General features: G+C 50.5%; 16 protein-coding genes. 7 read left to right on the forward strand and 9 right to left on the reverse strand.

Annotation, left to right across the window (positions count from 1 at the left end):
• Positions 1 to 476 precede the first annotated feature (476 nt).
• Positions 477 to 872: a hypothetical protein gene (locus tag ACJJIP_RS07250; protein ID WP_444946533.1), complete on the forward strand. Its 396-nt coding sequence runs from the start codon at positions 477 to 479 to the stop codon at positions 870 to 872.
• Between the two features lie 767 nt (positions 873 to 1639).
• Positions 1640 to 3028, forward strand: a complete 1389-nt coding sequence (locus tag ACJJIP_RS07255; protein ID WP_444946534.1) for an MFS transporter — start codon at positions 1640 to 1642, stop codon at positions 3026 to 3028.
• A gap of 329 nt (positions 3029 to 3357) precedes the next feature.
• Here the strand turns inward: ACJJIP_RS07255 and acnB are convergent, their stop codons facing one another.
• Positions 3358 to 5973 carry a bifunctional aconitate hydratase 2/2-methylisocitrate dehydratase gene (gene acnB, locus ACJJIP_RS07260; RefSeq protein ID WP_026305073.1) on the reverse strand — a complete coding sequence of 872 codons (2616 nt, stop codon included), beginning with the start codon at positions 5971 to 5973 and terminating at the stop codon, positions 3358 to 3360.
• Between the two features lie 310 nt (positions 5974 to 6283).
• Between acnB and ACJJIP_RS07265 the strand changes: the two genes are divergently transcribed.
• Positions 6284 to 6739: a DUF1289 domain-containing protein gene (locus ACJJIP_RS07265; RefSeq protein WP_444946535.1), complete on the forward strand. Its 456-nt coding sequence runs from the start codon at positions 6284 to 6286 to the stop codon at positions 6737 to 6739.
• A gap of 134 nt (positions 6740 to 6873) precedes the next feature.
• On the opposite strand, the gene ACJJIP_RS07270 is transcribed toward ACJJIP_RS07265, so the two are convergent.
• Positions 6874 to 7809, reverse strand: coding sequence for a hypothetical protein (locus ACJJIP_RS07270; protein WP_444946536.1), 936 nt, complete (start codon positions 7807 to 7809; stop codon positions 6874 to 6876).
• A gap of 225 nt (positions 7810 to 8034) precedes the next feature.
• Between ACJJIP_RS07270 and ACJJIP_RS07275 the strand changes: the two genes are divergently transcribed.
• On the forward strand, positions 8035 to 8652 hold the full coding sequence (locus ACJJIP_RS07275) for a MiaE family protein (RefSeq protein ID WP_353376732.1): 618 nt from the start codon (positions 8035 to 8037) through the stop codon (positions 8650 to 8652).
• Between the two features lie 3 nt (positions 8653 to 8655).
• Here the strand turns inward: ACJJIP_RS07275 and ACJJIP_RS07280 are convergent, their stop codons facing one another.
• On the reverse strand, positions 8656 to 8916 hold the full coding sequence (locus tag ACJJIP_RS07280) for a DUF3081 family protein (RefSeq protein WP_020413187.1): 261 nt from the start codon (positions 8914 to 8916) through the stop codon (positions 8656 to 8658).
• A gap of 77 nt (positions 8917 to 8993) precedes the next feature.
• Between ACJJIP_RS07280 and ACJJIP_RS07285 the strand changes: the two genes are divergently transcribed.
• A complete protein-coding gene (locus tag ACJJIP_RS07285; RefSeq protein WP_020413186.1) occupies positions 8994 to 9455 on the forward strand; it encodes a DUF3429 domain-containing protein in 462 nt (153 codons plus the stop codon).
• Position 9456: 1 nt separating this feature from the next.
• Here ACJJIP_RS07285 and ACJJIP_RS07290 read toward each other — a convergent pair whose 3' ends face one another.
• On the reverse strand, positions 9457 to 9912 hold the full coding sequence (locus ACJJIP_RS07290) for a DUF2269 domain-containing protein (protein ID WP_020413185.1): 456 nt from the start codon (positions 9910 to 9912) through the stop codon (positions 9457 to 9459).
• Positions 9913 to 11001: 1089 nt separating this feature from the next.
• On the opposite strand from ACJJIP_RS07290, the gene ACJJIP_RS07295 reads away from it, so the two are divergent.
• On the forward strand, positions 11002 to 11463 hold the full coding sequence (locus ACJJIP_RS07295) for a YpsA SLOG family protein (RefSeq protein ID WP_444946537.1): 462 nt from the start codon (positions 11002 to 11004) through the stop codon (positions 11461 to 11463).
• A 1-nt stretch (position 11464) separates the two neighbouring features.
• Here the strand turns inward: ACJJIP_RS07295 and adiC are convergent, their stop codons facing one another.
• From adiC to ACJJIP_RS07315, 4 genes are all read right to left on the reverse strand, one after another.
• Positions 11465 to 12970, reverse strand: coding sequence for an arginine/agmatine antiporter (adiC, locus tag ACJJIP_RS07300; RefSeq protein ID WP_282953571.1), 1506 nt, complete (start codon positions 12968 to 12970; stop codon positions 11465 to 11467).
• On the reverse strand, positions 12967 to 15273 hold the full coding sequence (locus ACJJIP_RS07305) for an Orn/Lys/Arg family decarboxylase (RefSeq protein ID WP_020413182.1): 2307 nt from the start codon (positions 15271 to 15273) through the stop codon (positions 12967 to 12969). Before ACJJIP_RS07305 ends, adiC begins: the two co-directional genes overlap by 4 nt.
• A 90-nt stretch (positions 15274 to 15363) precedes the next feature.
• Positions 15364 to 17076, reverse strand: coding sequence for a ubiquinone-dependent pyruvate dehydrogenase (locus ACJJIP_RS07310; RefSeq protein ID WP_020413181.1), 1713 nt, complete (start codon positions 17074 to 17076; stop codon positions 15364 to 15366).
• Positions 17077 to 17114: 38 nt separating this feature from the next.
• Positions 17115 to 18794: an FMN-binding glutamate synthase family protein gene (locus ACJJIP_RS07315; RefSeq protein WP_020413180.1), complete on the reverse strand. Its 1680-nt coding sequence runs from the start codon at positions 18792 to 18794 to the stop codon at positions 17115 to 17117.
• Between the two features lie 350 nt (positions 18795 to 19144).
• Here ACJJIP_RS07315 and ACJJIP_RS07320 point away from each other — a divergent pair, with 350 nt between their 5' ends.
• Entirely contained in the window at positions 19145 to 20437 is a 1293-nt protein-coding gene (locus tag ACJJIP_RS07320; RefSeq protein WP_444946538.1) for a condensation domain-containing protein, read from the forward strand.
• A 95-nt stretch (positions 20438 to 20532) separates the two neighbouring features.
• Here the strand turns inward: ACJJIP_RS07320 and ACJJIP_RS07325 are convergent, their stop codons facing one another.
• The gene (locus tag ACJJIP_RS07325) at positions 20533 to 21684 is read right to left on the reverse strand and encodes a saccharopine dehydrogenase family protein (RefSeq protein WP_444946539.1); all 1152 of its coding nucleotides are present in this window, start codon (positions 21682 to 21684) and stop codon (positions 20533 to 20535) included.
• Between the last annotated feature and the right edge of the window lie 7 nt (positions 21685 to 21691).

Raw genomic sequence — 21691 nt, forward strand, 5'->3', positions numbered from 1 at the left:
GTCAACTAGCAAGTACGCAAAGCAATTCCCTCTATACCCTAATTTAATTTTTACTACACTACATAATTTGCGGTTAGTTGTTATCCTCAAAAATCCTGTCAAGCTACTACATAGTAGTGTCTGATAAGCTTTACTGCGCACTATAAGCACCGTCAGTGTTACTGATTTGAAAATTAATCTCCGGTAGGGACCATTGTGCACTACGATTTAGAGATCATCATCTAAATAGCGCACACGAAATACTTTCAAGAAAGTGGTTGGTTTACTTTTCTCGATAATTTGCAATAGCTCTCTTTTTAGTGTATTGGTCCTAATAACCAATCGACCATCTCTTATAGACCTAAAGTGTCAAACTTGATATTTTATTTTATGGGTCGCACCCAAAAACTGATTTGTTATTTGGCGACAGTATCAAGTAGATAGGGCAAATCTTTCAATCCCTTTAACGACGAATTTGACTATAGCTCGAAGTAGATATGAATAGTAATTTAAAGAAATATATTGTGAATCCTGGAAAGCTTGCCATGCTGGGATTTATTTTTGCTACTGGAAATGCTTACTCTGGCACTGAATGTACTGGTAAAGTAACTTCAGTAGAAGTTGCTGCAAACGGAAATGTTAATGCTGGTATAAAAGATAGCGGAAATGGCACAAATTTTCATAGTGTCGCACTTTGCAGAGTCACAGAAGATATAGAGGGTGGATTCAAGCAAGAATCGTGTAAGGTTGCTTTTTCTCTTCTAACCACGGCTCATGCAACCGGTAAGAGTGTGACTTTATGGTTTGACGAAGAAAAGTTCTCTTCCTGCTCACAGTCATGGGGTGAGATTTGGTCTCAAGGATTATACCATGTTCGCCTTAAAGAAAACTAAAGAGGGGCAAATATTATTTTTATAGCAAAGCAGAGAAGTTCGATGCTTTGAAATCTGCTCTTGCTGTTTCTTCGAGTGCCTGGGGAGCCTCGTGATTTCTATTGCTGGATAGAAGCTGACGTGGGCTCTCAGGTCCCGGCCAAATTGCTTTTGGCCTTAATTGTGGAAGTGATCGGTACTCATGTGAAAACTGCCAGGTTGCTGTGGATGACGTATAAAGGGAGATCGACAGAACCAGTGGTTACCTCAATTACCCCCCTGGACAATGAACGCAGTGATACTGTCGAGCGTGCATGCAAGGGGAGTGAGTCATGTTTTCTGCAACCGTTATTCCGACATTTTAAGTGTGAGCGGCGAGTAGCATTACAGTCATAGCGATTTTAACTTCGATGTGTCACGTCGAAATTTATGAATAGTTAATGCATTTATTTGGTTTTATATTAGGCCGCTAGGTTTTCCTGATTTCAATCTGTTGGTGTGTTGTTCTTGTGAAATCCTCTTTTATCTCCAGTAATGCGCTGTGGGGTCTTGTCGTTCTTTTATGTGAAATTTTAAAACGGTAGTGGCTTTCATTTATAGCGCTAAGTTGATTTTATATCTTGTCTGCGGGGAGTTGTTTGCATAGTTTATGTGTTTGTTTAATTTCCATTGGCGAGATATCGTGTTATTGGTATCTGTACATAAAAGTTAAAGCAATTATTTTTAACTGGGAGGAAAGGGTGGTGTAAAATGTTTAAGATATATTGAATGGTTTCTAGAGCAAAGTGATGGGGCGTTATAATAGTCCGTTGTCACGGCAGCACTATTGGGGGCTGTCGGTACTTTTTCTGGCCGTTGTCCTTGTGGCGGGTGATTTCACTGCGTTCTCTCCAGCACTCCCGGCTATTGCTCATAGCTTTTCTAGTGATATTGCGACAATCCATTGGGTAGTTAATGCCTACTCTTTGATTTATGGCGTAATAATAGTGGCGAGTGGCCGTTTTGCAGATATTTATGGCCGCCGACGTATTTTTTTTGTGGGAGTTTTCATTTTTGCTATTTCTTCTCTGGCAGGTGGCTTGGCGGAGAAGCTTTGGGTGTTGTTTCTCTGTCGTGCCCTGATGGGACTTGCAGGAGCCCTGATATGGTCCGCAGTCCTTGGGATGGCGTACAATCTTTTGCCGCAGGAGCGGGCGAGTTTTGCCGGGGGGGTTATCCTGGCTGCACTTGGCCTGGCTACTGCTTGTGGCCCTGTGTTGGGTGGTTTTTTCACGGAGTACTTAAGTTGGCGCTGGATTCTATTTATTAATGTACCTATCGCATTGCTAGTCTTTCTTCTTGGGTGGAATAAGTACCCAGTGGATACGTTTGGCAAGGTTAATAATCATATCGACTACTTAAGTATGCTGGCACTTTCCATTTCACTGTTTTGCTTTCTGCTGGCAATGGATGTACTGGCGCAATACAGTATTAAAAACTTTCTGGTTTTACTTTTGCTGTCGGCTTTCATATTGTTATTTTTGGCTTTTGTTTATACAGAGAAAAGGGCAAAAACTAATGCTCTTGTGCCGTTGGGTTTAATTGAAAACGCCAGCTTTTTATCCGCCGGATTTAGCGTAATGCTAGTGGCGGCAGCTTTCTTTGCAACGCTTGTTTATATTCCGTTACTTTTTATTAGTGTGCATCATTACAGTGCTCTTCAGGCGGGGGTTGCGCTATTGCCAATGATGGTAACTTCGGGAGTTTTTGCTTTTATTTCTGGATTCCTGCATGAAAAGTTGGGGGCAAGGCTGTTGATATGCGTTGGAGCTTTAGGCATGAGTATCGGCCTTTTTTGGCTGTCAACGCTCAAAGGGGAGATGAGTTACTTTCAGTTTGTGCCCGCGTTACTTTTGATCGGCACAAGTTTGGGAATCTATAGCCCTGCGGTAGTAACTGCTGCTGTTACCGTTGTCGATCCAGCAGAATCCAGTCTTGCGGGTGCTGTAATTTATATGTTTAGGTTTCTTGGTGGTGCAATTGCTCTTGGTATCAATGCCACTATTCTTGCCGTTGCTCATGACCTTGAAACCGGTATTTATAGGGCCTTTTTTGTAGATGGAATTGTTGCTTTTATCGGTTTTCTTATCCCATTGGTTTTCTATAAGAATCAACTTATAAAAATTTTCAGGGAATAGTCATTTAAGATAATGGCGAAAGGAGAATTCACCATCTCACAGGCCCGCCCTTTTCTTGATTTTCTCACTGAAAGGTAGATGTTTCATTCAATATATAGCTGTTACTTGTTTTTGAGTATTGCTGAATATTGAGGTGGACCTCTGTAGCCGAGGTGACCTGTCAGTTATTGGAAGCAGAGAGATAGCCTGTGGCAGGGCGTAGTGGGAATAAGCAGTGGCTGCCTGAATAGCACCCTCTCATTGTTGGCTACTGATTGTTAGTACTGTAGGCACAAACAAAAAAGCCCCGCCAAAAATGACAGGGCTTTTCCATAAGGCAGAGCTACTGCTTAAACAGCAACGTCCTGGATCTCAGTAGCGGCAATGCGCTTGCCTTCTTCGGCAGACTTCTGGAAGTCTTCAATCTGGTCGAAGTTCAGGTAGCGGTAGATTTCGCCGGACATGGAATCCAGATTCTTCGCGTATTCCTGATACTCAGCCGGAGTCGGCAGTTTACCCAGAATGGCGCCCACAGAAGCCAGCTCGGCGGAGGTCAGGTACACGTTAGCACCGTCGCCCAGGCGGTTGGGGAAGTTGCGGGTGGAGGTGGACAGCACTGTGCTGCCAGGGGCCACACGTGCCTGGTTACCCATGCACAGGGAACACCCGGGCATTTCGGTGCGGGCACCGGATGCACCATAGATGTTGTAGTAACCCTCTTCCATCAGCTGATGCTCGTCCATTTTGGTGGGCGGAGCGATCCACATACGGGTGGAAATGCCACCTTTGTGTTCCTGCAGCAGCTTACCGGCAGCGCGGAAGTGGCCGATGTTGGTCATACAGGAGCCGATAAAGACTTCATCTACTTTATCACCGGCAACGTCGGACAGCAGGCGAGCGTCGTCTGGGTCGTTCGGGGCGCAAACGATCGGCTCTTTGATTTCGGCCAGATCGATTTCGATGACTTCCAGGTACTCCGCGTCGGCGTCCGCTTCCATCAGTTTCGGGTTGGCGAGCCACTCTTCCATGGCGCGCGCACGGCGCTCCAGGGTGCGCTTGGAGCCGTAACCTTCAGCGATCATCCAGCGCAACAGAGTGATATTGGAGCGCAGGTACTCAGACATGGTCTCTTCAGACAGCTTGATGGTGCAGCCAGCTGCGGAGCGCTCGGCGGAGGCATCAGACAGTTCGAAAGCCTGCTCTACCGTCAGGTTTTCCAAGCCTTCGATCTCGAGGATGCGGCCGGAGAAGATATTCTTCTTACCTTTCTTCTCTACGGTCAGCAGGCCCTGCTTGATGGCGTACAGAGGAATGGCGTGTACCAGGTCACGCAGGGTAATGCCAGGTTGCATTTCGCCCTTGAAGCGCACGAGTACGGACTCAGGCATATCCAGTGGCATAACACCGGTTGCGGCAGCGAAAGCTACCAGACCGGAACCTGCCGGGAAGGAGATACCCATGGGGAATCGGGTGTGGGAGTCACCGCCGGTACCTACGGTGTCCGGCAGCAGCATGCGGTTCAGCCAGCTGTGGATGATGCCGTCAGCCGGGCGCAGGGAAACACCACCGCGGTTCATGATGAAGTCCGGCAGGGTGTGCTGGGTGTCGATATCGACGGGCTTGGGGTAGGCCGCAGTGTGACAGAAGGACTGCATCACCAGGTCGGCGGAGAAGCCGAGGCAGGCCAGGTCTTTGAGTTCGTCACGGGTCATGGGGCCAGTGGTGTCCTGGGAGCCCACAGTGGTCATTTTCGGCTCGCAGTAGGTGCCCGGACGGATACCTTCAACGCCACAGGCTTTACCAACCATCTTCTGTGCCAGAGTGTAACCCTTGCCGGTGTCGGCGGGCTGTTCAGGCTTGCGGAACAGCTCGGAAGGCGCCAGGCCCAGGGCTTCACGGGCTTTGCCGGTCAGGCCGCGACCGATAATCAGGTTGATACGGCCACCAGCCTGAACTTCGTCCAGCAGTACATCGGACTTCAGCTGGAATTCAGACAGTACTTTGCCGTCTTCCGCCAGGATCTTGCCGTCGTAAGGGCGGATCTCGATAACGTCGCCCATGCCCAGTTCGTCAACGGGAGCTTCGAATACCAGCGCGCCGGCATCTTCCATGGTGTTGTAGAAGATCGGGGCAACTTTACCGCCGATACAAATACCGCCACCCTTCTTGTTGGGTACGCCCGGCATTTCTTCACCGAAGTACCAGAGTACGGAGTTGGTGGCGGACTTACGGGAAGAGCCGGTACCCACTACGTCGCCAACGAAAGCAACGGGCAGGCCCTTGGCTTTAACTTCTTCAATTTGCTTCAGCGGGCCGGTAACGCCAGCTTCTTCCGGCTCCAGGCCATCGCGCTTCATTTTGTACATGGCCAGCGCGTGTAGGGGGATGTCTGGACGGGACCAGGCATCGGGTGCCGGGGACAGATCGTCGGTGTTGGTTTCGCCGGTTACCTTGAATACAGCAACTTTGATGCTCTCAGGCACTTTGTTGCGTTTGGTGAACCACTCGGCATCGGCCCAGGACTGCAGTACTGCTTTGGCGTGTTCGTTGCCGGCTTTGGCTTTTTCTTCCACGTCGTGGAAGGCGTCGAACATCAGCAGGGTGCCTTTCAGCTGCTCTGCAGCCAGCTCAGCCAGCTCTTTGTCGTCGAGCATTTCAACCAAGGTGTGGATGTTATAGCCGCCCAGCATCTGGCCCAGCAGCTCTACAGCCTGCTTGCGGTCGATCAGTGGGGTTTCCGCTTCACCCTTAATGATGGCGGACAGGAAACCGGCTTTAACATAAGCTGCTTCGTCAACACCTGGCGGTACGCGGTGAGTGAGCAGCTCAACTAATTCTTGTTCTTCGCCTTTTGGCGGATTTTTCAGCAACTCAACCAGGCCAGCTACTTGCTCGGCGTCGAGCGGCTTCGGTGGAATGCCCTGTTCGGCGCGTTCTGCGACGTGTTTACGATAGGCTTCAAGCACGGATAAGTCCCTCTCGGTGTGTGGGGTGGCACCATCAGCGGGTGTAATTCCCAGTCTATGCATCACAGGCTGCTGGGATTTTTTTTTCGAGGCCGCTGAAGGCGGGTGGCGAATACTACAGGAAAGCCTTACTGCTGTTAAGTTTATCGAAAAATCAATAATTTAAGTGAATTACGACTATTAATGGAGTGAATTTTAGTAGGTATGGTAGTAATCGTCTTAACACTTTTCTTGCCGGTCGAAACAAAATAGTCTACGCGCAATATTGATCCAGGCCATGGGGGCCTGGATGGCTGCAACTGGTTAATCGATGTACAAAAAAGTCCGCACACCCTGCATTGGGGTTTGCTCAACGGGAATAGGCGACGATGTTTGCCGAGGCTGTAAGCGATTTGCCCACGAAGTGATCGACTGGAATGCCTATACCGAGGAGCAGCGCCGTATTATTGCTGAGCGGCGTGAGGGCTATTTGGTGAATGCGGTGCGCAGCCAGTTAGAGATTGTTGATGAAAAGCGCTTTGTGGCGCAGCTGTATCATCAACAAATCCGATTTGATGACAGCCAGAGCCCTTATTGCTGGGTGTTCGAATTGTTGCGTGCGGGCGCCAGCCAAATTATTGATTTACGAGAATACGGCCTGAGCCCAACGCCCCAGGCACGTGGCGTGCCCCTGGTAGAGGTGCGCCAGCGTATTGATGAGGATTTTTACGCTTTATCAGTTGCCTACTACCAGCGTTTTGTTGCTCCCGGCGTCATCAAGAGCTGATATTGCGTGGTGGGGTGGCAGTACTTCTCGAAAATACACGGCCTGTTCAAGTAGAACTTGTAGCGAAACTGAGAGCTGGGTTTTCTATTGGGTTGTTATAGTTTCTAAAAATGAAAAAGCGGCCTCCCAGGATTTTACCTTTGCTCCCGCAAGAATACCCGCAGTGCGGGAAGGAATGCCTCGGTAGAGAGCGCCAGATCGCGCCTTTGGCGGCGCCGACTCAGGCTGGGCTGGTGATCTACCCGGGTAAACTCTGGCAGCTGTCCGGCCTCATTTCCCTCCACCAGGATCGGCATGGATGAATAACCAACCTGATGGTATTCATCTTCTTCTCCAGGTTCATGGCTATAAAAAATCTCTGCCACCTGAAGGTTGGGGCGGCTCTGCACTTGTACCTGGCGCAAATCATCCTGTTGGCTCTTGTGCAGGCCAGCGAGTAGCTGCCGCTGGTATTGAATACCGGGATCAGACCCTAGCGGGTCCAGCTGTACCAGTTTCTTTTCACACCACTTTACACTCACCTTGCGAATCGATTTGCGTGCCTTTATCCAGGAAAGGGTGATGGCATCGGGCCGCCTGGCGCAAAGCAGTACCAGCCGATAGCACTGGCGCAGGTGGGCGCGGGGGAAACCGGCATCTGCCAGTACCTCCCGCACCGTGCGATCTCTCTCTGCCACTGGTCGCTCCCCAAGTACCGCCCGGAAATCGGCAATAGCCGCACTAAAGCTCTCTTTATGGGTATTAAGCTGCTGTGCCAGCCTCAATGTCTTTTGGGGTACTGCGAGAAGTCCGGGAAGCTGCAGGGTTGCGCGGGCATCGCTGCCAGAATCCACTGGCTCTGCATAGTCCAGCTGGGTATAGAGAGCACCAGCCAGTGAAAATGGCCGTTCGAAACTTTGCCCTAGAGCCAGGGCTGTCTCCTGTGCGAACTGAGGTTGCAATAAGTAATGCTGCCAGGGTTTGCCCGCACTTTGCAGTTGCTCCAGAGATTCGCGCAGTTGCCCTGCGCTACTGTGGAGCTGCTCCAGTAAAGGGGCGATTGTGCGGGCCATTTCGCGGTGATCTTTCATTGACATTGTTTTGGAGGGTTTTTGAAAATCTATATTAATTCACTTAATAAACCGTTATCAATCTGAATATCCTGAGCTGGGTACCAATTTGTACCTTCTGTCGGTGTCGGTTGTGGTCAATAGTAGGGGGAGTCAAAGGTGACTTAGCGGATAAGCCTGCGTTTCTTTGAGCAGGCCGCTATAATCCCGCGCCAAGTGATTTACTCCAGTTGAAATATCTATCTTATGAGTGCCCAAGTCCCCGACCTTTCCCCTATCCATGAATTCCTGCTGTGCTCAACCCCGGATGCCTGGATTGAAGCGGCGCTGGCCGAGCCAGAAATGATGTTGGTTGACCACGCGAACTGTGAAAAGAAAGCGGCGGGCACTGCGCTCAACTTGATGTTCCGCTACCTGAATGACTTTGAGTTGCTGAACAAAATGTCGCGCTTGGCTCGCGAAGAGTTGCGCCATTTCGAGCAGGTGCTGGCCATCATGGAAAAGCGTGGCATTGCCTATCCCCATGTAAGCGCTTCCCGCTATGCGGCGAGTCTACGCGCGGAAGTGCGCACTACTGAACCGGATCGTTTGGTCGATACTTTGATTTGTGGTGCGATTATTGAGGCGCGCTCCTGCGAGCGCTTTGCCAAGATTGCCCCTTTCCTGGATGAAGAGCTACAGAAGTTTTATCTGTCTCTGTTGAAGTCCGAGGCCCGCCATTTCCGTGACTATCTGCACCTTGCCAAGAAGGCCGCGGGTGAAGATATCGAGCACCGGGTGCAGGCCCTGTTGGAAGTGGAGAGGGATTTGGTCCAAAGTAGCGATGGTGAATTCCGCTTTCACAGCGGAGTGCCGGAGCACTGACTCTCAGTTATTATCGAGGCTGGCGATTAATTTAAGAAACTCCCCAAGATCTCTGCTGTTTTCATAGTCTACCGAATATTTGTTATGGAAAAAGACGGTTAGTTTTACCTTGGGTGAATTGATAAAAACCGTATAACCGTCAAAGTCGGTGCTCATCGTCAGCCCTTGGAAATGCCAGCCATCGGCCTCCTTTTGCCCTTCTTTGGTGGCTCGATCGAAGACCCGCAGTGCCTGTTTGACGTCGACTTTGTGTTCTTCTTCCATAAGCTTGATCTCGTGCCACTAAACTAGTTGTTCTAATTGGAGATTTCTTGCCGGACTGAACAGGAAGCTTAGACAACATGGATAGTCATGGCTATCAACAACCTGTAGTGGATACCCGCCTGTTTGATGCCCTGGCATATTTGGGGCTTGCTCCCTTTGTCATAGGCATATTGCTGCAGTCGCTGGAAATTTCACTGCTGGGTATTGATGGGCGCCTGTTTTTTTCCGCATATAGCGTGGTTATTCTCAGCTTCCTCTGCGGTATTTGGTGGGGAGGAGCACTGAATCGCCCTGGCCATCCTCACCGAATTGCCCTGGTGTTACTCAGCAACCTGGTAGCTCTATTTGGGTGGGTAGGGATGTTGCTATACCAAACTTCTTGGGGGCTTCCTGTTCTGGCTATCGGCTTTGCTTTTGTTGCCTGGATGGAGGCGCGGCTGAATCCAAATCTACCCGGGCGCGAACAGTATTTTCGCACCCGCAGCAGGGTGACCTGGCTGGTGATTGGGTGCCACTTGATTATGATTTGGGCGCAGTAGATTACAATGCGGGCTTGGCCACCATTAGGTAGACAATAGCTACCGTTATTGGAAATGCGGTAGCCCCAAGCAAACACCAGATGCGCATAATTTTACCGGTTTTCCTCTTGCATGACCCACTGTCTGTATGAGCGCGTAACTGATACTGCAAGTACACCACTGGTAACCACAGCAGGAACATAACTGCAGTGAGCCCCGTAGCAACTTGCAACCAAGCTTGCTGCATCCAGACTGGATTGATTGTCAGCATACCAATAGCGCTGCCCAATAGTCCCAGTACAGCACTACCGGTAAATATCCAGTCGGCGGCTACAGTTTCCCGGCTTACCCAGCGGAGGACCTGTGAGTCTCCGGATAGCCAGCCGCGAAAGGTATACCAGGCAATGCCGGTACCAGTACCCAGGATGATAATCGCACAGAGGATATGCAGAGTTTTTAGTATCAGATAGTAGTTCATGAGTTTGCCTAGCGTAATGCTCGCCTAACGTAGGGGGTGCCGATAAAGATTTCAACGGGGAGGTAGATCTGAAATTAGTAACTTCTGAATAGTTTCACAATATCTTTGTGGTTTTTCAGATCTGCTTGGCGGGGTTATTTAGCGGTTCACCTTTTCTATTATGGATTCTAGGCGGTGAAATTAAGTCTCTTACATAAGCAATATCACAGGCTTTTTTATAGCCTGTAGGACGATCTAATACTGCTATATTTCACCTATGCGGAAACCGCCAATAAAGGTTGTGATTGTTAATAACCCTGAGTGGGGCCCGATCTATCCTTAAAAACTGCTTGTATACAAATATAGCCAGGTAGAAATCTGTTTTTTGCCTGCTTAATTTTCCCATTGGTAAAATGGTAGGTTTTCTCTATCTCTGGGTATATTTTGAGCGACGTACATGATCGGGCTAGGTGGGGTGTCACCGTCGCCCGCCTGATGCCAGGCACAATCATGTGATTGAACTATTTTTTCCTATGCTTTTAGCATTCGTCGCGTATTTAGTTTCCTGCAAGTTGTATGAAAATCAAGTCGCACCCTGGTGGCAGGGTTATGATTATAGGGAGGCAGAGTGATATTTCGTTTACTGTTTGTAGTGGTGTTTGTTGCGATTGGTTTTGTTTTAGGCGTGTTATGGAAGGGCATGAGCTTCTAAATGATCCCATGAAGCTCACAGAGTCACTGAGGCTGTAAGAAACACCTGAAGCTGTCGGATCTCTCCCGAAAGGTACTATTCTATATCGTTACACGTCTGGTCCATCTACTCCTACATATATAGCTTTTGTAAATACGAAGAATGTGAATTTACTAGAAGCCATTGAATTTGAAAACTCAATAACGGTCTCTCCAATGAGTAGCTATGTCGAGTAGCGATGGCAGCGAGTAACGGTAGAGTAATACTTCGCGTATGAATTAGCCCTCCGAGAGTGATTTCTTACTCCTTTTGGGGGGTGTGGATTTCATACGAAGCTGCGCCTTACTTTTAACCGATTAGATGGCTATAAATGTCGTTGGTTGTTTGTTGGCTCCTGAATATGAGAGGAGGTTCAATTTATGTTTTGGCCAAAGAAAATTATCAGTGGGGGGCAAACCGGAGCAGATGTTGGTGGGTTGATAGGCGCCAAACGTGTAGGGATTCCTACTGGAGGCTGCGCACCACTGGGTTATTTGACTGAGGAAGGTGCCAGGCCAGAGATGTTGAAATCTTATGGGTTGGTAGAAAGTCATTCGGCAAACTATGAGGAGCGCACCGAGGAGAATGTTAAAAACTCTGATGCAACTCTGATCCTTGCGACAATGCCCAGTAGTGATGGAACTGCCCTTACTCTATATTACTGCCAGAAATTGGGTAAGCCCTGTATTTTGGTGAATCCATGGCGAAATTGCATTGTTGAAGTCCGCGATTTTATAAATTCTGTGAGGCCGCAAGTTCTTAACATTGCCGGTAACAGGGAGTCTATTTCACCTGGGTTAGCTGATAAGACAGCAGACATAATTCAACGGGTTTTTTACTGACCTAAGTACTTTCGCTTGTTTTATGGTCCGAATGAATCAGTCGCTCGATGGGTTGTGGTGCCCGCAGGCGCAGATCCAAATTTTTATATTGCCCGACCGATATCCAGAAGAAAATACATAGTGCACCGATGGTGACAGTCAAAGTGAAGTAATGTACCCAGGCGGGTTCGGGACCGCCAGGCAGCAAATGCTTTTCTTCCACGCTGCGGCGACGATTTAATATCAGTGCATAAAAAATGACGGTGGTGATGACAAAAATTAAAGACCAGCGTGTTTGTTGTGCGTTTGATCCAACCAGTGCGATCAGGCAATAAACTGCAGCTATAAGCAAGATAACGGTGAAAATACTGTATTCATGATGTGGCATTTTGCCGTATGCGAGTATCTTGAGTGCCACTGCAGAATAGATATAGGGCAATAGCGTCATTATTACCGCTACCGAAGCGATCTTGCCAAACTGCTGGCTGGCGCTGGGGGAGATAGTAGCGAGTACCAGTAGTGACATCAGTATTGCGACAAGAGTAAGGCCCGCGGAGGGCACCCCCTTATTGTTGGTTCTGGCAAAAATACTGGCAAACAGCCCATCGTCGGATGCGGCTTTAGCTGACTGCCCCACAAGTAGAATCCAACCGCCAAGAGAACCGATACAGCCGATGGCTGCACATATCGCAACTATATTCGCGGCGGTGTTACCGAGTGCCAGACGGGCAGCGTCGGCAAATGGGGCTGAGGAAGCCAGCAGTTCTTTATTGGGGACCATTCCCATAATGACCGATGAACTCAGCACATAAGCCACTGATGCAATCAGGACGCCACCTACGGTTGCGATAGGTACATTTCGAGTAGGATTTTTAACAACAGCAGCAGATACAGAAGCTGTTTCAACACCGATAAAGGCCCATAGGGTAAAGGTGAGGGTAGTCATTACTGCGCTGATATCACTTTTGCCGGATACGTTCCAGCTTGAACTAAAAGTCTGGCTATCGAACCAGAACCAGCCAAATATGGCCGTGCCCAGGATAGGGATTAGTACCAGGCTAGTGGTCAGGGATTGGATGCGTCCTACAGTGCGTGGCCCCAGGATATTGGCATAGGTAAGTAGCCAGATTAGTGCTACTTGGGCCAGGGCGAACGTAAGAGGATCTTTGAGTGGGGGAAAGAAGTGCGTGATGTAACCTAACCCAGCAGTAATCAGGGCGACATTGCCAATTACGTTGGCCAACCAGTAAACCAGGTTGGTCTGGTAACCGATATAGTCACCGAAGGCTTTGCGTGCATATGCATACGGGCCACCAGCGGCTGGATCTAAGGCGGCGAGGCGTGCAAAAACCAATGCCAGGGCTACAGCGCCGACAACAGTTACCAGCCAGCCTATCAGGGATATGCTGCCCACTACGGCCAAATTGGCAGGTAGCATAAAAACCCCGGAGCCCATCATATTGCCTGCCACCATGAGGGTGGCTGGTAGCAGGCTGATCTTACTTACTTCGCTGGGGAGCTGGGCTATGGCTGCACCTCCGGCCTCAGGGCATAGATATGATAGCGCCCATTGCGAACTTCCACGCCGTGATTGTCATGGCTAAAACCGGGAAATTCGCGATCGAAGGACTCCAGTACCTGCAAATATTTCAGAGCGGGGCTATCTGCAGTGCCAAAGTTCTCACCCGGCATCAGTAGCGGAATGCCGGGAGGGTAGGGGGTTACACCGGTTGCCGCAGTGCGCCCAGCCAGCTGGTTCAGTGGCAGCATCTCCACATCCCCACGTACCAAAGCCTCGTAAGCCTGAACGGGGCTGCAGTCTGCACCGGGTAGGGCGGAAAAACCTGCTGACATTGTTGCGGTGCTACGCAGCTTTTTCATGCCGGCGAACATTTTGTCGGCCAGGTCGCGCAGGCCAATATCGCCATAGGTTGGATGCTTTTTAAGTAGATTTGGCAAGCATTGGCTGATGGGGTGATTGGCGTCGTAATCCCGCTTAAATGCGAGTAGGGCGTTAACTAAAGTGCCCCACTTGCCTTTGGTGATGCCAATGGAAAACAAAAACAGAATGGTGAAGTCTGTAGTTTTCTCGACGATTATTCCAAGATTATCAAGATATTTACTAATGATACTGGCTGGTATGCCCCATTTATCCAGCTCTCCATTGCGCTGCATGCCGGGGGTGGTGATAGAGACTTTGATGGGGTCTAGCATGCAATAGTTTTTTTCCAGGTTGCCGAACCCGTGCCAGGACTCACCGGGATCTAGCAGCCAGCAAGCTGCTTCCTTACACAGCAATTCAGCGGGAGCTGCGTGAAATGCATAATTGTGTCCGCTACTGGGATCGGTTACCCGATCCGGTTGCCAGCCATCAAAAAACCACTCGCCTTTGTCCTCATACTCCCTTTTTAGACGCGCCAGTACCTGGCGAAAGGCCACGGCTTCGGCAATGGATTCACCAGTTAAGGCGGTGCCGCCAGGACCATCCATCATGGCGGCACTGACGTCGTTGGAGGCCATGATGGAATAGAGCGGAGATGTAGAGGCGTGCAGCATAAATGCCTCGTTAAAGCGTCCGTGCTCGATGGGACTGCGCCCATCGCGAATATGTATCATGGAAGCCTGGGAAAGCGCGGCGAGTAATTTGTGCGTGGACTGGGTGGCGAATTTGGTGGGTTTCAGGTTGGGCTCTGGGTCGTCGCTGTCGTACATGGCGAATCGATTCCGGTATATAGGATTGAACCGCGCATATGCGTACCAGGCCTCATCAAAATGCAGGCGGTCTACCGATTCCCCCAGCAGTTCTTCCACCCTACGCACGTTATAGCAGAGGCCGTCATAAGTGGAATTGGTAATCACCGCATGCACTGCCCGCTGGCCATCCGCCATTTTGGAGAGTGGGTTCTCTTGGATGGCCTGGTCTACCGCTCCCTTGGTCAGTTGCTCAGGCGGTATTGGACCAATCAGGCCGTAATGATTGCGCAGTGGCACCAGGTAGGCCGGTACGGCGCCAGACATGGTGATCGCATGTTCTACCGATTTGTGGCAATTGCGATCGCACAGCGCCAATTGCCCGCGGGTAACGGAAGCCATCACTATCACCCGGTTGGAAGTGGAGGAACCGTTGGTGACATAGTAGGTGCGGTCTGCACCAAAAACCTGCGCTGCGTAGTGTTCCCCTGCAGCGATAGGCCCTGTGTGATCAAGCAGTGATCCTAACTCGGTTACCGAGATAGACAGGTCGGAGCGCAGCATATTTTCGCCGAAGAAATCGTAAAAAGCACGGCCGGCGGGGGATTTTAAAAAAGCGGTGCCGCCGGTATGCCCCGGTGTATGCCAGGAATATTCATGCACGCGGGCAAAATGAGTGAGGGCAGAAAACATGGGCGGCAATACCGCCTGGCGATAGCGCTCTATGGCCCCTTGGATACGCCCGCTGATAAAGGTGGGAGTGTCCTCCAGCATCCAGATGAAATCGTTGGCCAGTTCCAGTGCGCGGCGCGGCATATTGCCAACTGTCTCGCGGTCGGCGAGTAAAAAGACAGGCAATTGCAGATTGCGCGCACGCAACTGCTCCAACACGTGCAGGGCGGGGTAGTCGCCGTCACCAGGAAGTTCCCAGTTCAATAGCAGACACTGGATTGCGGGATTGGCTCGCAGCATGGCGCTGGCATCGTCACTGGAGACAGTGGTGATTAAGTCAATGCGACGAAGAGCCAGCTCCTCCTCAAGACGTGCCGCTGCGCGCCCAGGAGCGCTGTTGCTGGCGATTTCTCCACTGGCGAGAAGTGCCAGCAGAGAGTTGGGGACCTTTTCTCCAAGTTTGTGCATCACTTCCTGTCCCTTAGGCGCCTACCCAAAACGGCGGAGGGTGAAAAATATAATTTTCTCCCACAGATAGAGTTGTGTGATAACGCCGGCCTACTTCAGGAAGTTATCTTTTAACAAGTCGACCACTTCATCGGCGCGTCCATTGAGAATGGCCTTAAGCCCAAACAGGGCAGTTGAGGATACCTGCTGGGCAGTGACTTCTGGCGGCATCACCAATTCCAGCCGGTTTACGGTTACGTCGAGCAGCGCAGGGCCCTCTACTGCCAGCCAGCGCTTCATAGCGCCCTCAAGTTCTCCCGCCTCTTCGACTTTTTCTCCTGTAAGGCCAATCACTTCTGCCATACGACCGAAGTCGGGATTTTTCAGACCGGTGAAACTGTCCAGTATCCCTTCGATTCGCTGCTCCATTTCTACAAAGCCCAGCGAGTGGTTATTAAATACCAGAAGCTTGAGCGGTATCTTTTCCTGGACCAGGGTTAGCAGGTCTCCCATCAACATGGTCATACCGCCGTCACCACACATGGCGATTACCTGGCGCCCGGGATAGGCTTTAGCCATGCCCAGTCCCTGTGGGTATGCATTGGCCATGGTGCCGTGGGATAGGCTGGTTAGGAATGACCGCTTTCCGTTAGCGCGCAGCTGGCGCAGCAGCCATACCATGGGAGAGCCACCATCTGCGGTAAATACGGTGTCCTCGTCAGCCAGCTTATCGAGTGTCTGCGCTACAAACTGGGGGTGGATCAGTTTGGGGTCAGGTTCATGACCGCGCTCTTGCATTTGCTCAAGGTCTTTTTGGTAGCGCGCACGTAGGTCATCAAGGAATTTACTTTGCTTACGCGCTTTTAATTTTGGCAACAGAGCTTCAATGGTTGTATTTACGTCGCCAACCAGCCCCATATCAACCGGAGTGCGTCGGCCGAGATGAGCTGGCTCGATATCCACTTGGATAATGGTGGCTTTCTCTGGGTAAAACTGGGTGTAGGCAAAATCGTTCCCGAGGCAAAGTAATAAATCACAGGTTTGAATTGCGCGATAGCCTGCGGGATTACCGAGGATGCCATTCATACCCACATTACAAGGGTTATCGTGTTCCAGGAATTCCTTGGATTTTGTGGTGTGTACTATCGGAGCGGCCAGGTGTTGACCGAGATTTACCACTGCATCATGGGCGTTGCGGCATCCAATGCCACCATAAATAACAATATTACCAGCTTGGTTAATTTTCTCTGCCAGGGCATTCAGCTCTTGATCGGTGGGGCGCGTCAGCCATTGGGGACGGTGGACAGACCAGGGGACCGAATCTTTCACTTTGGTTTTAAACATATCGCCACTGACTACCACAACTGCCACGCCACGGTGATTGAGGGCGGCCTGTGCTGCCTGGCTGAAAATACGACGGGCCTGGTTTGGGTCTGCCAGTACTTCACAAAAAACTGAACACTGCTCGTAGATTTTTCTCTGGTCCACATCTTGTGGGAAGCCAAGCCCCTGTTCGGCACGGTCGATACAGGAGGCGACCAGCAGTACAGGCGCGCCATTTCTGTGGCTTTCAAAAATACCGTTAATAAAGTGCAGGCTGCCGGGGCCTGCGGTGCCTGCACAAATGCTTAGTTCACCACTCAGGTAAGACTCACCTCCGGCGGCGAAGGCACCGACCTCCTCGTGGCGTACATGTATCCATTCGAGATCTGAGGTGCGTACGGCTGAAGTGAAATGATTGATGGTATCGCCGACGATTCCATAGCAGCGCTTGGCCCCGGCTTTTACCAGGGTGTCGACGACAACCTCCGAAACGGTTTTCATTTTAATCTCCACAAAAAAGGGTGTGGTAATAGAGTTGCTTATTCCGAAATACGCCGGATGCCTCTGTCCAGACCGTGCTCCAACTTAAATGCAGGTTGGAAAGAATTCGCTTGGGCGGCTAGCCACCAGCGCCCGTAAGGGGTTTCCTCAGGTGCATCAATCAGGGAGTTTTCCTCGATAAAGTGCCAGATGTGGTGAATGGGCAGGGTCTCGACCGCATTGATATTGTGATATAGGTGGTAGGGTTGCAGGTCTCGAGGATCTGTCAGCCCGGCGGCAGCAACAATATCCCCGAGAGCTTCCAGGGTTTTTGCTTGGAAGGCTGCTGCGCGCTTGCTCTGCACATCTACCACCAGTCCGCGTTGTCGCTTGGGATCCTGGGTGGTGACACCGGTGGGGCAGGTATCTGTGTTACAGCGTAGAGACTGGATACAACCGATGGAAAACATGAAAGGACGTGCTGCATTGCACCAGTCGGCGCCAACTGCCAAGCACTCAGCCAGCCCTGAGGCGGAATAGACTTTGCCGCTGGCAGCCAAACGTATTTTGTCGCGTAGCCCGGCGCCCACCAGAGCATTGCGCATTACGATCAGCCCTTCAATTAGGGGCATGCCCACTCGGTTGGAGAGTTCCAGTGGGGCTGCTCCGGTCCCGCCTTCGGAGCCATCCACCACGATAAAGTCCAGCAATATTCCTGTTTCATGCATGGCTTTCATAATGGCCATGACTTCATAGATATGTCCGACACAAAGTTTGATGCCCACTGGCTTGCCACCAGAGAGGGTGCGCATCTGCTCTGCAAATTCCAGCATTTCAATGGGGGTGGAAAACATTGAGTGTGCGCGTGGTGAAACACAGTCGACCCCTGGCTTTACCTTGCGGGTGGTAGCGATTTCCTGGGTGACTTTTGCACCGGGTAGGACTCCGCCATGGCCGGGTTTGGCGCCCTGGCTTAATTTGATTTCGGTCATCTTGACCTGGTCATTGCAAGCCTCGCGAAACAGGTCGGGGTCGAAACTGCCATCATCCTTGCGCGCGCCAAAATAGCCGGAACCCAGCTCCCATACCAGGTCACCGCCATGTTTTCTGTGGTAAGGACTTATGCCGCCTTCACCTGTGTCGTGATAGAAGCCACCGATTGCAGCGCCTTTGTTCAGAGCTTCAATCGCTGCGGCGGATAAGGCTCCGAAGCTCATGGCGGAAATGTTGAGTAGGGATGCGGAATAGGGCTTAGAGCACTGCTCAGTACCCACTTTTACTCGGACACTCATATCCGCTTTTTTTGCTGGTGTAATAGAGTGCGTCAGCCACATCTGCTCGCCGGAATAGACATCTTGCTCTGTGCCGAAGGGGTGCATATCAGATGTTCCCTCGGCGCGGGCGTTTACTAATCGCCTGGCCTCATAGCTAAACGGCCTGCCTTCCTCATCGCCCTCCACTATGTAGGCGCGAAAGTAGGGACGGAGGTTCATGAACATCCAGCGAATACGGGCGGCCACTGGAAAATTGCGGGTAAGGGTCCACTGGCGTTGGAATATGTCGTAAAGACCCAGAAATACCAGGAACAGGCTCGCTGCCAGCGGGATTAACCACCAAGCGCTTCTGGAAAAGGTGAGCACCAGAAAAATAGGTGTGAGCACCAGGCCCGTCAGCGGAATAATTGCGCGCTTAATTCCGTTTCTACTGGCATAAGCACGCCAAGTACTAATGATGATCATAGGGGGTGCGGCTCGGTATCTTTACAGGGAGTTCTGATACTGAACCTAGATCATCTTGGGGTATTTTGCCGCTATCCCGAGCTATCAAACGTTAAACAGGCAGTTAAGAGAGCGGTTGCCAGTATAAAGTTAATGATGGGCTTAAGAGTGAAAACAATTTGGCGGATTTATCACAATAGGTGTCCTGCGTGATCCATAAAAAGCTAGCTTCCACTGGCGGTAATTTTTTAGTGAATAGCGATCGGACAACTTGTACTTTTTCAGGGGGTACATCTAAGCCTGGCTGTGGCCAATTTTGGCAGTATATTTCTGATTAAATAGACAAAAATGAGGTGCGGTGGAGTCCTTTAATGGAGCAAAAGATGCCGGATTGGGAAAGTTATCAAAATGTGCCTCTGTCGATTACCGAGAGGAGCATTTACAACCTTCATCGCCGTAGGGCTTTGGCAGATATGATTGCACGAGCTATGTGCATAGAGGGGCCCATCAATACCGGGTTGTTTAAGGACGCTATTCGGCGAACCGTGAATCGGCACCCAGTTTTTCTTTGTAGGTATACCAAAGAGCCTGTGACGCGTTTTTTTGAAAATTTTGAAGTGGATTCTATTGATATCCGCGAATTGAATATTTCTCAAAGAGAGAGCTTCTTGCGGCAATACAGTAATGCCCCAATGACATTGGATACCGACCAATTATTAAACCTTAGTCTGCTGCGTACAGGAGAGAACGAATATATTTTTTTGGCAAAATGCCACCATATTATTGCTGATGGTATTAGTTTGTCATTACTTTGGTCAGAAATACTGACTGAGTATCGGCAGCTCGAGGAGGGGAAAAGCTACCAGCCATCACCCGACCCCGTCAATTTTGCTGACTATATCAGATTTGAAAATAGATATGTTCTCTCCAGGCGCGGTGAAAGAGCTCTACATAGCTGGCGGGACAAGTTAGCAAATGAAAACGATGCAATAGAGAAGGCGTCCAGCGGAAAAATGGTTTCTCTTTGTTGCGACGTGCTGAGCAGCGATATAAAGGCTCATCTTCTTACCCAAATTCGTGCTCGGGCAGATGCTGCAGGAGTTAGTCTTTTCGCATATTTGTGCTCTAGTTTTCAACAGGTCCTGATTGAAAAGCTAGATAACCATTTCTGGCTTAATACAAGTCTGTCCCTGCGGATAAAGCGTGAGCATAGGAGAGTGCTCGGGCCAATGTTTCGGTTGGGCAACCTACTGGTTCGGAGGGAGGAAACCTGGGAGGTGAAGTTAGCTCGGCTATCCAGAGAAATCCATCATGCAATACGGACGGCTTATGTTGCCGACTCTATTGGTCCTCATGGTAGTGTGGGCAATAACCTCTCGGCTCATTTTTGTTACTTAATCAATTTTTTCAACGTAGCAAGGGATCAAGAAGATTTTCAGGAAATCTATACTGGTGATGTTTCTAAGTGGGTCCGCCTAAATGAAAACATAAAAATTCGTACTATTAATTTGCCTGCACGAATTACGCCCTATGGAATTTATCTTTCTCTTGCCTGTTACGGGGAAATGCTGCGCGCCAACTTCGTTTACAATGTAAATTGCTTTAACCGCGAGAAAATTGAGAGTTTATTTGAGCGATGGCGCTATCTTTTGCTGCATGGGTAGTTAATGTACTCAAGAAATTTATAAGGGCTGCCTCTGGAGTCAATGTACCTAGTACGATGTCTAGTGGCAGTTCCTCAGTTCCAGAGGGGATATTTTTAATGGGCAATTGCAGGCATTCGTTCCCGGGAATGTGTTTCCATTGCAGTGACTATGGAATAATCATTCAGTTCCACCAGGATTTCATCAAGGGTGAGAAGTTGCCAGCAGGCCTGGGCGCCGGGCGAGGGCCCATTGCCTGCGAGGAATTTCCGTGCCAATGCTGCTGCCGGTGCAGCCGGAATCCAGGGGCCGTCACCATTTAGACCGAGAACCTGCCATTGTCGCGTAGCAGTTTCTCCATGTTGGTTTTCACCTTTTGCACGAACAATCATTCCACCATGGGGCGTGCCGCCGGGCCAACGGGGTGCCAGCTTGTGACCCAATTGAGCCAGGCGTGCGCTGGTGGCCGGCAGATGAATACGAGCCAACCTGGCGCAGGCGGAAAGGCCCACCTGCAAAGTAAGCGGCTGGAGCCCTGTTGCAAAACGTGCACTGCGCAGCCCGGGAAGATGCTTGGGGCAAAGCTCCAAGTCGGGCACATCGAAATCACACAGCCAACGCTTTCCCACCGGGTGCGCCAGGGTTATCGGGCGCAGGTTCTTCCCGGCAAAGGATTCACGCCAGTGACCTTCCTGAAGCTGCGGAAAACTGTGCCCCAGGGATTCGAAACCCGCGTATACCGTAGCCAGACCCCGGTCAATTCGATGTGCCGGTGCAATGGCAATCTCTAGAGAGTGGATCACCGGCAATTCCTGACCGATTTCCATCAGTGCCGCAGAACTCAGCCCGGGTAGGCTGCTGGCACCGGAAACCATGGCAATGCCTGCGGCTTCTGCAGCGGGCGAGAGCCGATGAAAGTCACATACAAAACGGCGCCCATCGGAGATGTCGATATAAGGTGTGTGGGATTCGATGCAGGCTTTGGCAACCCGATAATCAACTTCCTTTTGGAATGGTCCGGCGCAGTGGATCAGCAGATCCAAGTGCAATGCCCTCAGTTGTGCAGCCAGGTTGATGGAATCCCGCTCAAGGCGCAATCCCTCGGCAAGACCGCCAAGTTGCTCTGCACAGCGGTCTGCCAATCCCTTGTTGCGCCCGGCAATAATCAGTTGGATATTGGGTTCGGATTTCAGCATTTGCGCAATACGCTCGCCAAAATTGCCGTAGCCGCCAAGTATCAATACACGTTTGTTTAGGTTGTTGATCACTTGGATC

The organism is Microbulbifer variabilis, from assembly GCF_052467165.1.